This window comes from Streptococcus sp. NLN76, assembly GCF_015686645.1.
Taxonomy (GTDB): domain Bacteria; phylum Bacillota; class Bacilli; order Lactobacillales; family Streptococcaceae; genus Streptococcus.
Genome location: NZ_JADPMS010000008.1, coordinates 38,465 through 53,188, shown reverse-complemented (window position 1 = coordinate 53,188; position 14,724 = coordinate 38,465). Strand labels below are relative to the sequence as shown.

13 protein-coding genes are annotated in these 14,724 nt (G+C 44.2%); 8 read left to right on the top strand and 5 right to left on the bottom strand.

Features of this window, described 5'->3' with window-relative positions; all coding sequences use genetic code 11:
- The 3 genes from I1A59_RS02710 to nrdI all read left to right on the top strand — a co-directional run.
- Positions 1–1,914 (top strand): LPXTG cell wall anchor domain-containing protein (locus I1A59_RS02710; RefSeq protein WP_196091281.1); only part of this gene is annotated, 1,914 nt, incomplete at its 5' end.
- A 156-nt stretch (positions 1,915–2,070) separates the two neighbouring features.
- Positions 2,071–2,610 carry a hypothetical protein gene (locus I1A59_RS02705; protein WP_196091280.1) on the top strand — a complete coding sequence of 180 codons (540 nt, stop codon included), beginning with the start codon at positions 2,071–2,073 and terminating at the stop codon, positions 2,608–2,610.
- A complete protein-coding gene (gene nrdI / locus I1A59_RS02700) occupies positions 2,610–3,077 on the top strand; it encodes a class Ib ribonucleoside-diphosphate reductase assembly flavoprotein NrdI (RefSeq protein ID WP_196091279.1) in 468 nt (155 codons plus the stop codon). The genes I1A59_RS02705 and nrdI overlap by 1 nt, the downstream gene beginning before the upstream one ends.
- 371 nt (positions 3,078–3,448) lie before the next feature.
- On the opposite strand, the gene gorA is transcribed toward nrdI, so the two are convergent.
- Positions 3,449–4,798, bottom strand: coding sequence for a glutathione-disulfide reductase (gene gorA, locus I1A59_RS02695; protein WP_196091278.1), 1,350 nt, complete (start codon positions 4,796–4,798; stop codon positions 3,449–3,451).
- Between the two features lie 115 nt (positions 4,799–4,913).
- Positions 4,914–5,453 carry a transcription termination/antitermination protein NusG gene (gene nusG / locus I1A59_RS02690; RefSeq protein WP_160332851.1) on the bottom strand — a complete coding sequence of 180 codons (540 nt, stop codon included), beginning with the start codon at positions 5,451–5,453 and terminating at the stop codon, positions 4,914–4,916.
- 155 nt (positions 5,454–5,608) lie between these two features.
- On the opposite strand from nusG, the gene I1A59_RS02685 reads away from it, so the two are divergent.
- Positions 5,609–5,971 (top strand): YbaN family protein, encoded by a 363-nt coding sequence (locus I1A59_RS02685; protein WP_196091277.1) that lies wholly within the window; start codon positions 5,609–5,611, stop codon positions 5,969–5,971.
- Positions 5,972–6,491: 520 nt separating this feature from the next.
- Here the strand turns inward: I1A59_RS02685 and secE are convergent.
- The 3 genes from secE to pbp2a form a co-directional block, all read right to left on the bottom strand.
- Entirely contained in the window at positions 6,492–6,671 is a 180-nt protein-coding gene (gene secE / locus I1A59_RS02680; protein WP_196091276.1) for a preprotein translocase subunit SecE, read from the bottom strand.
- 9 nt (positions 6,672–6,680) lie between these two features.
- Positions 6,681–6,833, bottom strand: coding sequence for a 50S ribosomal protein L33 (rpmG, locus tag I1A59_RS02675; RefSeq protein ID WP_196091275.1), 153 nt, complete (start codon positions 6,831–6,833; stop codon positions 6,681–6,683).
- A 108-nt stretch (positions 6,834–6,941) separates the two neighbouring features.
- Positions 6,942–9,182, bottom strand: coding sequence for a penicillin-binding protein PBP2A (pbp2a, locus tag I1A59_RS02670; RefSeq protein WP_196091274.1), 2,241 nt, complete (start codon positions 9,180–9,182; stop codon positions 6,942–6,944).
- A gap of 102 nt (positions 9,183–9,284) precedes the next feature.
- Between pbp2a and I1A59_RS02665 the strand changes: the two genes are divergently transcribed.
- The 4 genes from I1A59_RS02665 (at position 9,285) to I1A59_RS02650 (ending at position 14,638) form a co-directional block, all read left to right on the top strand.
- Positions 9,285–10,160: an RluA family pseudouridine synthase gene (locus I1A59_RS02665; protein ID WP_196091273.1), complete on the top strand. Its 876-nt coding sequence runs from the start codon at positions 9,285–9,287 to the stop codon at positions 10,158–10,160.
- Positions 10,161–10,236: 76 nt separating this feature from the next.
- A complete protein-coding gene (locus I1A59_RS02660; protein WP_196091272.1) occupies positions 10,237–11,586 on the top strand; it encodes a glucose-6-phosphate isomerase in 1,350 nt (449 codons plus the stop codon).
- A gap of 708 nt (positions 11,587–12,294) precedes the next feature.
- Positions 12,295–13,200, top strand: a complete 906-nt coding sequence (locus I1A59_RS02655; protein WP_196091271.1) for a DMT family transporter — start codon at positions 12,295–12,297, stop codon at positions 13,198–13,200.
- Between the two features lie 4 nt (positions 13,201–13,204).
- Entirely contained in the window at positions 13,205–14,638 is a 1,434-nt protein-coding gene (locus I1A59_RS02650; protein ID WP_196091270.1) for a helix-turn-helix domain-containing protein, read from the top strand.
- The last annotated feature ends 86 nt before the right edge of the window (positions 14,639–14,724 follow it).

The following is a 14,724-nucleotide window of genomic DNA, read 5'->3' as shown; positions in this document are numbered from 1 at the left end:
GAATCCGTAAGTGAGTCAGTGTCTGAGTCTATTTCGGAATCAGTGAGCGAGTCAGTGTCTGAGTCTATTTCGGAATCCGTAAGCGAGTCTGTCTCTGAGTCCATTTCAGAATCCGTAAGCGAATCTGTTTCTGAGTCCATTTCGGAATCCGTAAGTGAATCCATTTCCGAGTCTATTTCAGAATCGTTAAGCGAGTCTGTCTCTGAATCAGTATCAGAATCGATAAGTGAGTCTGTTTCTGAGTCTATCTCGGAATCCGTAAGCGAGTCTGTCTCTGAATCAATTTCGGAATCCGTAAGCGAGTCTGTCTCTGAATCTGTGTCGGAATCCGTAAGCGAGTCTGTCTCTGAATCCATTTCGGAATCCGTAAGTGAATCTATTTCTGAGTCTATCTCTGAATCCGTAAGCGAGTCCGTCTCCGAGTCTATTTCAGAATCCGTAAGTGAATCAGTGTCTGAGTCTATTATGGAATCCGTAAGTGAGTCAGTGTCTGAGTCTATTTCGGAATCAGTGAGCGAGTCAGTGTCTGAGTCTATTTCGGAATCCGTAAGCGAGTCTGTCTCTGAGTCCATTTCAGAATCCGTAAGCGAATCTGTTTCTGAGTCCATTTCGGAATCCGTAAGTGAATCCATTTCCGAGTCTATTTCAGAATCGTTAAGCGAGTCTGTCTCTGAATCTGTGTCCGAATCCATAAGCGAATCTATCTCCGAGTCCGTCTCAGAATCGTTAAGCGAGTCTATCTCTGAGTCTGTGTCCGAATCTGTTTCTGAGTCCATTTCGGAATCAGTGAGCGAGTCTGTCTCTGAATCTGTGTTGGAATCCGTAAGCGAATCTATCTCCGAGTCTATTATGGAATCGTTAAGTGAGTCCGTCTCCGAGTCTATTTCGGAATCAGTGAGCGAGTCCGTCTCCGAGTCCATTTCGGAATCCGTAATCGAGTCCGTCTCTGAATCAGTCTCAGAATCGTTAAGTGAGTCTGTTTCTGAGTCCGTCTCCGAATCGTTAAGCGAATCTGTCTCTGAGTCCATTTCGGAATCCGTAAGCGAGTCTATCTCTGAGTCCGTTTCAGAATCGTTAAGCGAGTCTGTCTCTGAATCAGTCTCAGAATCGTTAAGTGAGTCTGTTTCTGAGTCCGTCTCAGAATCCGTAAGTGAATCTGTCTCTGAGTCTGTGTCGGAATCCGTAAGTGAATCAGTGTCTGAGTCTATTTCGGAATCGATAAGTGAGTCTGTCTCTGAGTCTATTTCAGAATCGTTAAGTGAATCCGTTTCTGAGTCTATTTCGGAATCGATAAGTGAGTCTGTCTCAGAGTCCATTTCGGAATCCGTAAGCGAATCTGTTTCTGAGTCCATTTCGGAATCCGTAAGTGAATCCATTTCCGAGTCTATTTCAGAATCGTTAAGCGAGTCTGTCTCTGAGTCTGTGTCAGAATCCGTAAGTGAATCAATTTCTGAGTCTATCTCGGAATCCGTAAGTGAGTCCATCTCCGAGTCCATTTCAGAATCGTTAAGCGAGTCTGTCTCTGAATCAGTATCAGAATCGATAAGTGAGTCTGTTTCTGAGTCCGTCTCAGAATCCGTAAGTGAATCTATTTCTGAGTCTATCTCGGAATCCGTAAGCGAGTCAGTCTCTGAGTCTATTTCGGAATCAGTGAGCGAGTCCGTCTCAGAATCAGTCTCAGAATCGCTAAGCGAGTCTATCTCCGAGTCCATTTCTGAATCCGTAAGTGAATCCGTCTCAGAATCTAACTCAGAGTCACTCAGTGAATCTCCAGATAAACGTCGACTTCCAAATACAGGTGAAGAGTCTTCGAGCTTTTTAGGTTTAGCTGGTTTGTCTCTCTTCTCAGCCTTGCTTTTTGGTCGTCGGAAAAAGAAAAAAGAGGAAGAATCCTCTTCAACAGACTTGATATAATGAAAAAAGGTTGAGGTTCAGTTTGCCTCAGCCTTTTCTCTTAATTTTCGAATAAAGAAATGAGAGATGAACGTCAACGCTGACTTTTTCTTGACATTTTTAGGGGTTAGGTCTATTCTATTAGTAAAGTTTTCTATTTAATATAAGGAGGAATTTATGAAAAAGAAACCTGTATTTTTATACGTCTTATTAGGGATATCAACCCTGGGCTTACTGTCGAATATTTATGGTTTTATTCAACGACCAAATGTTATCAAAACTTGGACTGAATTTAGGAATGATGAAACGATTGTCCAACAACTGGGTGGGGTTGAAACGATCAATCTTCAAATCGCCACCTTTGAATGGGCTGGTAGTCCCTTAGCACTTGCTATGACTGCAGTGGTAACTGTTCTTTTTGGACTATCTGCTTTTTTCCTATTTTTCAAAAAGGATGTTGTGAAATCAACTTATACCTATCTAGCAATGCGATTGGCAGTATTTATAAGTGGTGTGGTCTCAATTATGGTTTCGAATCAGATGGCTCGGTCATTCTTGAAGAACAAAGACCAATTGGTAGGTGTTTTAAATGCAAATAAGTTTTTTGCGATCTTCACTGTTATCATTTTCCTTCTCCTTTCTGCCATTGCCTACTTTGGTTTGCGCCGCTACCAAAAGGCTTTGGAAGCAGAAGTTTTTGATGGTGAGGTACTCTAATGCAAGAGTTGACCTTTGTTTATATTAGTCTCAGTGGCAATACAGAAAGTTTCGTCTCGCGTCTTCAAACCTACTTGCTGATTCAAAATCCTGGTTTGACGATTAACTTGATTGACATTAAGGCCTTGGTGAAGGAAGAGCAAGAGTTTTTCCTATTGAACAAGCCCTATGTGACCTTCATTCCAACCTATCTTGAAGGAGGAAATGGAATTGACAATGGGGATGTTGAAATTCTGACAACAGATGTCCGTGATTTCATGGCGTATGGCGAAAACTCCTTCTATTGTTTAGGACTTGTCGGTAGCGGCAATCGCAACTTCAATCATCAGTATTGCCTGACGGCCCAACAATATAGTCAACAATTTTCTATTCCTGTTTTGGATACGTTTGAAATGCGGGGGATGCAAAATGATGTAGAACGCATTGCCCATAAAATTTTGGAAGCCTATGCGGCTATTTATGAATAAAAGCGTATCGTCCCGATCTTGACCTGATACTCGAAACAGTTCGAAATCTGAAATGAATTTTAATCCAGGAATTGAATTAAAATTTATAGGTCATGAAGCAAGCATCGCTTGTAATCAATCCGATGAAGATAGTTCAACAGGTCTGGGAGACCTGTTGAATATTATTGCTAAAGCGTGCAAGGCACGCAATCAAGGGGTTCGGCGAAGAGGATGAACACATTCAGATTTTGAAATGTAATGAGTATGAAAATTACAAGACTATATTAGTGATGTAGTAGGGGCGGAAGAATCCAGCCGATATATTTCTAGAAAAAATAAAAAAAGAAGCCATACTCTTCTGTTCCCTCAGAACAAATGAGTAGGGCTTCTTTTTAACGCATGGTGACAAATTCTTCCGAAGCAGTTGGGTGGATGGCTACGGTAGCATCAAAGTCAGCTTTAGTAGCTCCCATCTTGATGGCTACAGAAAAGCCTTGAATCATCTCATCAACCCCATGACCGATACCGTGAAGGCCGATGACTTTTTCGTCTTTCCCTTGAGTTACCAGCATGAGCTTTACTGGTTGGCGATGCTGCGTCACAGCCGTGTACATGGAGGCGAAGCTGGATGTATAAGTTTTAATCTGATCGGCTCCAAATGCTTGGATTGCAGCTTTTTCTGTATATCCAACTGTACCAATTGCAGGGTGGGAAAAGATAACGGTTGGAATGTTGCTGTAATCCATCTTGGCCTGAGTTTGGCCATTGAAGAGGCGTTCAGCAAGAGTACGCCCAGCTTTGATAGCGACCGGAGTTAATTCTTTCTCGCCAGTCACATCCCCGAGGGCATAGATACCAGTCGTAGTTGTGTTTTGGAAAGCGTCTACCTTGATGAAACCTCTATCTGTTAAGTCAACACCAGCGGCCTCTAGGTTTAAATCGTGGGTGTTGGGGTGACGACCAATCGCCCAAAGTACAGTTTGACTTGTATGGTTGCTGCCATCTTGGAATTGAAGGCGAATACCTTCACTAACCTGTTCAGCTTGGGAAACAACTTTATGTGTATGTAGTTGAATACCGTCAGCCTTCATTTCCTGCAAGAGTCCATCTAAGATATAGTCATCAAGGTAGCGAAGAGGAGCATCTTTCCGAACAAAAAGATCGACTTTTACCCCCAGGCTATTGAGCAACCCTGCCATCTCAACAGCGATGTAACCTGCTCCGATAATAGCAATGGATTCTGGTAGTTCCTTCCAAGCGAAGACATCGTCAGAGACAATCCCGAGATCCTTGCCAGGAATGTCCGGTATGCTAGGCTTGGCTCCTGTGGCGATGACAATATGTTTAGCACGAATAAGTTCACCATTAACCTCAACAGTATTCGCATCTACAAAACGGGCGTAACCTTCAATGACTTCGACCCCGTTTCGTTCAAACTGTCCCCCATAGGAATTGCGGGAACGCTCCACATAGGCCTCCCGGTTTTTCCGTAGGGTTGCAAAATCAAATGTGACTTCGGGATTCTTAAATCCATAATCTGCGCCGTATTTAGAGTAGACATCGGCTACGGATGCCCCATACCACATAATTTTTTTGGGAACACAACCAAGATTCACACAAGTTCCTCCTAGTAGATTTCCTTCAATAACAGCTGCCTTGGCTCCATGCATGGCTGCACGATTCATAGTGGCAATACCACCGGATCCTCCTCCGATTGAGAGAATATCAAATTCTTTTACCATTTTATCACTCCTTTTAGTTCTGCTTTTATTATATTACTTTTTAAATGGCTTAGCAGAAATTTGCTACGCAAAAAGAGATGGTTTAACCACACCCTTGCTTAGGTGTAAAAAATAATTATAACTCTGCAATTTGAGTGATATCTACTTCTGCCAACGTATCGTTTCCAAACATGGTAATCATCATTTTGACTTTGTTGTTATCAATTTCTGTGATCTTACCAGTGTAGTCAGTGAAGGCCCCATCGATAATTCGTACGGTATCCCCTTCCTTGAAGTCCAGATTCAAGTCTTCAACTGTTTGTCCCATGGATACCAAGATAGCACGAATTTCCTCTTCCAAGAGCGGTGTTGGTTTGGAGCGGTTCCCGTGAGAACCCACGAAACCAGTAACGTTGGGTGTGTTCCGGACAACAAACCAAGCCTCATCGGTCATAACCATTTCAACCAGGACATAACCAGGGAAGCGGTTTTCTTCCACTTCTTTCTTTTTCCCATTCTTCTCAACTTGAACTGTCTGAGTTGGAATCTCAACGCGAAGAATATTTTCTAACATATTGTAAGTCTGTGCACGCTGGAGAAGGTTCTCCTTGACCTTATTTTCATAGCCAGAGTAGGTCTGTAGGACAAACCAGCCTTTATCAAAACTATCTAACATGGACATTCCTTTCCTATATAAAAAAGCCCGAAGGCTTGGCGTATTTCTTACACATTATAACACAAAAAAGTGGAGATATGGGGAGATTGGAAAAAAGAAGTCCAATCGTTTTAATCTGAAAATTGTGATATACTAAACAAATATAAGGAGGCTTTATGAAACGAATCTTCTATTTAATCTTGGGCTCGCTAAGCCTTCTGATAGGGACTCTAGGAATCTTTTTACCCGTTTTACCAACAACGCCTTTTTTACTGCTAGCTAGTTTTTGTTTTGCCAAATCATCACAGAGACTCAATGAGAAGCTGAAGAGAAGCAAGATATACCGCTATTATGCTTTGGACTATGCTACTAGTCGCTCCATTCCAAGGAGAAGAAAAAAAGCCATTATTATTCAAATCTATCTTTTGATGGGCTTGTCCCTCTATTTTGCGCCTATTATTTGGGTTAAAGGAGCCTTGGGCTGTTTGACAGTCTTTATTACCTACTATCTTTTCTGGGTGATTCCGGATAAGGAGTAGTTGTTTAGCTTGTATATTGCGTAGAAATAGGCTGTAGAATCGTTGATGAGAAGTTTTTCACACTTATTACATTTCAAAATCTGAATGTGTGAATCCTCTTTGCCGAACCCCTTGATTGCGTGCCTTGCACGCTTTAGCGATAATATTCAACAGGTCTCTCAGACCTGTTGAACTATCTTCATCGGATTGATTACAAGCGATGCTTGCTTCATGACCTATAAATTTTAATTCAATTCCTGGATTAAAATTCATTTCAGATTTCGAACTATTTCGAGTATCAACTGCTAGAGTCTTTTAGTACAAGGCAGCGAGTCGTAGACAGGTCAAAATCTTGAGGGAGATTTTGAGGTTGCTGATAAAACTTTCGAAGAAAGTTTCAAATAAGTACGGCAAGACGAGCTAACACAGTAATAAAAGATAAACTAAAAGAGTATATCAACTGCTAGTAGGCGAGGTAGCGGACAGAGTAGAGTACAAGACAAGAGGCTGGAACAACTGTTCCAGCCTCTTGCTTGGTTTTCTATTGGAAGAAGTCCAAGAGAAGATTAAAGACCCTTGATACAGCCTGGTCAAATAGAAAAATGACGAGGATGAAAAAGGCAGAATATTGTAGGACAGACCAGAAGTCAGTCCAGCGTTGTTTTCGATTGGGCCAAGTGGTATCCCGCAAGACCCGAAAGGTATCGAGGACAAATCTCATTGATATCTCCTAACGTGTTTCTTTATGAATGGTGTATTTGCTGCAATGCTTGCAGAATTTATTAACTTCGAGCCGTGTTGGTTTGGGGTTGCTGCTAAGCTTGATGGAATAATTCCGTGAGCCACAAACCGTGCAGGCTAAACTTGCTTTTTTTAGTGCCATGATGCCTCCAATAGTCCTATTATAGCAAGATTTGAAACTCTTGCCAAGTTTTATAGAGGGAAAAATCGGGTCAGGGCCGAAGGCCTGTGAAACCCGATTTTCTCATCTTTATTGGAAAAGCCCAGTGAAGCTATCCCAGAGGTTTTTAGCTTTTTCTGGTAGTTGTGCGCTGTTAAGGGCTTCCTTGGCTTGATCAACCATGGTTTGAGCTTGACTTTGCACATCGTTGAGGAAGTCATTGAGGGTGCCGCTGTTAGTCGTTTCTTCTTGTCCATAGATATTGACAGGAGCGATGCCATTTGCGGCGTAGGCGTTCTCCGCTGAGAAGGTGCTACCTTCGGTGTAAGGGAGAACGCTGGCGGCTACGCTTTGGAAAATGGTAGCGGCTTCGGTTGATGACGTTCCAGTTAGGTAATGTTCCTGATCCGTTTCAGGGAAACCGACCCACTGGCTGATAACCACGTCTGGGGTGTAACCGATGACCCACTGGTCGCTGGAGACGTCAGGGTTGAAGTCGGTCTCCATGGTTCCGGTTTTTCCGGCCATGGTGTAGCCATATGGTGCAGCGTAGATACCGGTTCCGTTGGTAAAGGTTCCCTGCATCATTTGGGTCATCTTGCTAGCATCGGAACTGGACATAACCCGTGTAGAAGTGGACTTATGGGCCTTAATGATTTGACCACTAGCGTTTTCGATTTTGGTAATCAAATGGGCATCACGCATGACCCCATCATTTGCGAAGGCCCCATAGGCCTGAGCCATTTGTAAGGGATTGGTTTCAAAACCGCTTCCCAAGGCCATGCCGAGGGTTGGGGTATCGCTGGCTAATTTAAGGCCGAATTTCTTGGCGCTTTCGACGCCTTTGTCAACACCCAGTTCGTCCAAGGTTGCGACGGCTGGGATATTGAGAGAGTCGGCTAAGGCTTCGTACATAGGAACTGTAGGGGCGGTGGTCATACCGGCATAGTTATCGATACTGTAGTCCCCGTAAGTTTTTTTGCTGTTGTTTAGCTGGGTGTTGATGGACCAACCAGCAGCGAGGGCTGGCGTGTAAGAGACAATGGGTTTGATGGTCGATCCGGGGCTACGCTTGGATTGAGTTGCGTAGTTAAAGCTCCGGAATTCAGGGTTTTCATCGGAATTGATACGGCCAACCAAGCCTCGAACGCCACCGGTTTGTGGATCCAGGGCTACACTTCCAGATTGGGCGTAGCTGCCGTCAGCTGCCTGCGGGAAGAGGCTCTCGTTGTCGAAAATCAGCTGCATATTGGCCTGGTAGTTCTGATCTAACTCGGTGTAAATGCGGTAGCCGTTGTTGACAATGTCCTCTTCTGAAAGGCCGTAGATTTTCTCGGCTTCTGCAATAACGGCGTCAAAGTAGGAGGGGTAACGATAGTCATTGGCCTTGCCCTGGTAGGTGTCCCTTAACTGAGCAGCCATATCAACAGCTGCCGCTTGGTCCGCTTCTTCCTGGCTGATGTAGCCAGCGTTCACCATGTTCATCAGCACCGTGTCTCGCCGGTTGGTCGCATTCTCCAAGGAAGAGAGCGGATTGTAGAGCTCTGGTCCCTTGAGCATACCCGCCAGGGTTGCCGCCTGATCTAGGGTTAGCTCGCTAGCCGTGACGCCAAAGTATTTCTGACTGGCATCCTCGATTCCCCAAATTCCATTTCCGTAGTAGGCGTTGTTGAGGTACATGGTTAAGATTTCTTCTTTAGAATAGGTTTTTGTTAATTCTAAAGCTAAGAAGAACTCTTTCGCCTTCCGCTGGATAGTCTGGTCTTGCGACAAATAGGCATTTTTGGCCAACTGTTGGGTAATGGTAGACCCACCACCGCTGCGACCTGCCGTTACGATGGCTAAAGCGAAGCGCCCGTAGTTGATCCCACTGTTTTCGTAGAAGGAGCGATCCTCCGTCGCTATCACGGCGTTCTGCAAATTGGGATTGATAGCTGTTAACTCAACATAGGTTCCCTTCCGTCCGGTCAAGCTCCCAGCCTCGTCGTCATTGCGGTCGTAGATAATGGTTGTGGCCTTAAGGGCATTTTGTAAGTCCTCGACATTGGAAGACTTAGCCAAGTAGAAGAGCCAACCACCGATAACCAAGCTAAAAGACAGAACCAGGATTAAGAGAATTTTGGTCAGATGGTAACGGCGCCAGAAGCGGCGAAAACCAGGCCAGAAGCCGCGTTTTTTCTTATTTGCGGAGCGACTACTCTCACTGGAGTCTTGCTCTGGAGACGAGGCTTCTGAAGAAAGCTCGTCTTGGTTTCCTAACAGTTCTTCTTCGTTTTCGGATGCCTTAAAGAGCTGTAAGAACTGCTCAAAGGCGTTTTTTAGTCTATTCATAGGGCTATTGTATCAATTTCTCTACAAGGGAACAAGAAAATGCCTTGGTTCTAGGCTTGTTTTCAGTTTTTCTTAAGCTTTCTTTCTGTTACAATGAAGAGTATGAAGATTAACATCACAATCCCTGCTGCCTGGACAGGGCTCACCATTAAACAGGTGCTAGAAGAGAAACTACTGATACCCCGGAAAATCCGCCATTTTCTAAGGATGGAAAAGGCATTGACCTTAGATGGCCAGGCCGTCCACTGGCAAATACCAGTGGAGACGGGACAAGTCTTGGACTTGGATTTTAAGGAGAACTGGTACGAGGATCGCCAGGTTCAGCCGGGGCAGGCGGATCAGATTAAGGTTCTCTATGAGGATGAGCATCTGATTGTCGTTCAAAAGCCTGAAGGAATGAAGACGCACGCCAATCAGCCTGGTGAAATTGCCTGTCTCAATCATGTGGTTGCCCATACGGGCCAAACCTGCTATGTGGTTCACAGGCTAGACCAGGAGACCAGCGGCCTGTTACTTTTTGCCAAGAACCCTGTGATCTTGCCGTTATTGAATCGGCTTTTGGAGAATCGGAAAATCAAACGGGAATATTGGGCCTTGGTCGAAGGGACCTTTGCTCGGAAGGAGCAGGTATATCGAGATATGATTGGACGGGATCGACATGACCGACGCAAGCGGCGAGTTGATTCTAAAAAGGGGCAGCGGGCCCAGACGACGATACGGGTTTTGAAGTCAAATGGAGATCGGACCTTGGTGGCTTGTCAGCTGGCAACAGGACGAACACACCAGATTCGGGTGCACTTGTCTCACCATGGACACCCGCTTGTGGGAGATCCTTTGTATCACCCTCATCCAGAAGGGCGACTCCTGCTTCACGCGCATCGCTTAAGCTTCGTTCATCCTTTGACACAGGAGTCTCTGGTTCTGCAAGCTACATCGCCCAGCTTTGAAGCAGGTATAACGTTTGCATTAAATCGTTAATTTTTGTGACCTTTCTTGCTTTTTTTTTCATAAAAGAGTAAGATAAGGGAGATAAAAAATTGGAGGAAGCAGGAATATGGCACATATTCAATTCGATTATTCAAAAGTGCTAGGTAAATTTGTAGCTCCACATGAAGTGGACTACATGCAAGCACAAGTTTCAGCAGCTGACGAATTACTACGTAAGGGAACAGGGGCTGGAAGCGACTTTACAGGCTGGTTAGACCTTCCTGAAAACTACGACAAGGAAGAATTTGCACGTATCCTTGAAGCGGCTGAGAAAATCAAATCGGATAGCGAAGTATTGGTTGTTATCGGAATTGGTGGTTCTTACCTTGGTGCCAAGGCAGCGATTGATTTCTTGAACAATCACTTTGTGAACTTGCAAAGCAAGGAAGAGCGTAAAGCTCCACAAATTCTCTATGCTGGAAACTCCATTTCTTCTACTTATTTGGCGGATTTGGTTGAGTACGTGGAAGACAAGGATTTCTCTGTGAATGTGATTTCTAAATCTGGAACCACAACAGAACCAGCGATTGCTTTCCGTGTCTTTAAAGAACTCTTGATTAAGAAATATGGGCAAGAAGAAGCGAACCGTCGGATCTACGCAACCACTGACCGTGAAAAAGGAGCGGTGAAAGTCGAAGCAGATGCGAACAACTGGCAAACATTTGTCGTACCAGATGATGTTGGGGGGCGTTTCTCAGTATTGACAGCTGTAGGACTTCTTCCAATTGCTGCGTCTGGAGCAGACATTCAAGCGCTTATGGATGGAGCCAATGCTGCTCGTAAAGATTATGCTTCAGCAGATTTGAAAGAAAACCAAGCTTACCAATATGCGGCAGTTCGGAATATTCTTTACCGCAAAGGATATGCGACAGAAATCTTGGTGAACTATGAGCCATCTCTTCAATACTTCAGCGAGTGGTGGAAACAATTAGCTGGGGAGTCAGAAGGAAAAGACCAAAAAGGAATTTACCCAACATCTGCGAACTTCTCTACTGACCTGCACTCTCTTGGTCAATTTATCCAAGAAGGGGCGCGTATTATGTTTGAAACCGTCGTTCGTGTTGACAAACCACGTAAGAACGTGATTATTCCTGAATTTGAAGAGGATCTAGATGGTCTTGGTTACATCCAAGGGAAAGATGTTGACTTTGTGAATAAGAAAGCGACGGATGGCGTTCTTTTGGCTCACACAGATGGGGATGTTCCAAATATGTTCGTAACTCTACCAGAACAAGACGCATTCACTCTAGGTTATGTCATCTACTTCTTCGAATTGGCGATTGCGATTTCTGGCTACCTCAATGGTATCAATCCATTTGACCAACCAGGTGTTGAAGCTTACAAGAAAAACATGTTTGCCCTTCTTGGGAAACCTGGATTTGAAGAATTATCTGCAGAGCTCAATGCTCGCCTATAATAAAATGAAAAGGTTGGAATTTCCAGCCTTTTCATTTTAATGTACACTTGTTTCTTATATGCAACATAATAGAAAAAGATTTGAAAAAGTTATACTGGACAAACTTCAAAATCGGAATACTCGAAAATTTTCAAAAAAATGACTAGGAAAGCCGATGATGGTAGAACTGAAGTTCACCGAAGAGTCTTGACAACGTCAGATTTTGAAATTTAATGAGTATTAAAAAATTTTCCAGTTTTTTCTTTTGGAAAGCTTAATCGGGAAAGAGTGAAGTCTTGCGATGCTTTCTTTTTTAAGGCATCTCTAAAAAAGAAACACTTGAAAAGTTTATTGTTAATTTTTCAAGGTTTCTACGACCTGATTTGATGCAAAATTGAAGTTTTCCCATAAATAGATTTCCAAACAATTGGCCCCATGAAGGGTGTTGCGGAAGCGGGACAGTTTGGCTGTGGCTGTTTCATTTTGCTATACTAATCTTGTGGATGTCTTTCACAACATTCTTGAGCCATGGAGAAATTGGTATTTGTTGATGACGTTAGAATGTCCTCACTTCTTATTTCTAGGCTCGGGTTCAAACAGTCTCTCCCCAGACTGTTTGATCGACCTTTCTATTATTTCCAGATTAAGAGCCCAGCTGGGTTCTTTTTTCTTTCTCCGTCTTAACGGAAAGATAGACTTATGGTATAGTAAAGATGAGGAGGTGAAAGGATGAAAAATCAAAAGCAAAGGATTATCCAAGGAACACTCTATGGAATTTTATCGGGTATTTTCTGGGGTTTGTGTGGAATTATTGGTCAATACTTTTTTTCCCATTACACAGTGGAAACGGGTTGGATTACCTCCATGCGTCTTTTGATTGGCGGACTCGTCTTATTGATATTGGCTTATGTCCAAAATCCAGCAGGTCTCTGGAGTATTTGGCAAGAACCGAAAAAGCTGCCCCGTTTTTTTGCCTATACGATTTTGGGGCTCTTTTCAGTTCAGTACTTCTTTTACCTCTGTATTCAACATTCGAATGCGGCTACAGCTACAATTTTACAGTTTACAGCACCCGTCTTTATTTTGCTATACACAGCCCTGTGGAAAAAGCATCCAGTTTCTGGAAAATCCATTCTCTATGTGGTGTTGACCATGATTGGAGTGACCTTGCTAGTGAGTGAGGGTGATCTGAGTCAGCTCTCTATTAGTCCCAAGGCTTTGGTAGCGGGACTCTTGAGTGCTGTGGGAATTCTTTTTAATACAACCTTGCCTACCTATTTTATGAATCGCTTTGGCTCCCTTTATACCCTGGGGTGGGGTCTCTTGGTAGCGGGCGCCTTTTCCAACTTTCTCTATCCTGTTTGGCAGGTGACCTTCCAGGTGGACGCAATCAGCCTTTCTATTTCGGCGATCATTGCTCTCTTTGGGACTGCCTTGTCTTTCTGGATTCTCTTGCAGGCTCTGAAGCTGGTTTCGCCTTTGGTTATTTCGGTCGTCGGAGCCAGTGAGCCCTTGGCCTCCATCTTACTGAGCTTGGCATTTTTAGGCTTGGAGCCCCATTGGTCTCTCTTTGTGGCCTCTATGTTGATTCTTCCCTCCATGGTTTTGCTTTCCATCGAAGAGGAGAAGATTTGATTTTGTGAAAAGAGAAGAGGCGGCGACGCGCAGCCTCACTTGGGAGTATAAAATGGATTGTGCACAGTTAATGGACAAGGTAGCAGCGGCTTCCTATCGGATGATCACCACCCTCCTACAGGAGGGTGGACCTTTGTCTCTGGGAGAGCTTCAGGCTCGAACGGGTTTATCCCGAAAGACTTTTTTGAAATATTTAGAGGAATTAAATGAGCTCCTAGACCGAGAAAATCTAGGAGCTCATCTGAGCCTAGAAGGGGACCTTTTGCGCTTACAGGCGGGGCGAGATTTTCGTTTGCCGGCTTTGACAGGGATATTGTTACGGCGCTCTCTGCGTTTTCGAATCTTGGAAGCTGTTTGGTCCCAGCAGGTTTTCAGTATTCAGACGCTAGCCGCTCGTTTTCAAATCAGTGAAGCAACCTTGAACCGGCATTTGCTAGGCCTCAACCAGTTATTGGAGGAATTTGGACTGGCCATTCAAAATGGCCGTTTGCGAGGAAGTGAAGTGCAGGTGCGGTTCTTGGCCTTTGAACTCCTGCGAGGAATGACCCAAGCAGAAGATTTTGCTAGAATCCAGCAACAGGCAGACTATCAGCAGTTTCAAGCTGTGGTTGAGTCGGTGATTCAGAAGGATCCGGGACTGGACTTGGCGATTTGGTGGTCTTTGTCTCGGCTACGCCAACGTTTTCAGCAGAAATTGTCAGCAGATTTGCGGTTATATCAGGAACACCCAACCTTTCAGCAGTTGACAAGTCGTTTGGCAAGCTTGGATTGGGATTCGTCTGAGCTGAGCCTTCTGTTTGCCTTTCTATTGGGACAGGGTCTCTTGTCTAGTCGGGAGATGGAGAAATTCTTGGCTTTTGGGGGTCCGATTCAGGATAAGGTGACAGAATTACTCCAGGCTCTGAAAGAATTAGGAGTGTCTCCTCAAGGGCCAGGTCCTGTTTTAGATGACTTGGGCCGCTTGGCTAGTCAGGTCTATTTCTTTGAAGGAGGACTTGTCCCTTGGGAAGTAGAGGGAGCTTTACGCTCTTATACCCGACTCTATCCTCAATCCTGGATTACAGTAGATGTGTCTCGTTCTCTGGCTTTGCGTTTAGTGGACGATGGGGATAGTCGCCTCTTAGCTTTTGAATGGGATTTTGTTCAGATTTTGGATTATCTGGGAGACTTGAAACAACCCATTAAGCGACTGGCGGTGGATTCTTACCGGTCACCTTTGGTCTTGGCGCGGATGGTTCGGACCCTCAAACAGTACCTGCAACACAACCGTTTAATTGAAGTGGAAACCTATCAAGCAGGGATGGAGTATAGTCTAGTTGTTACGGATGCCGCTTGGCGGACTTATCCTACCCAGCCCACCCATGTCCTCCAAGGAGATTTGTTAGGCTATGACCTGGAAGTCATTCGTGAGTTTCTTCAAACTGATAGGATTTTGTGAAAATATCACAAAATCCTATCAGTTTTTTTTATAAAAGCAAAAAAGTTGATAGGATGCGAATGAAAGCGTTTGATATACTAAAGTCA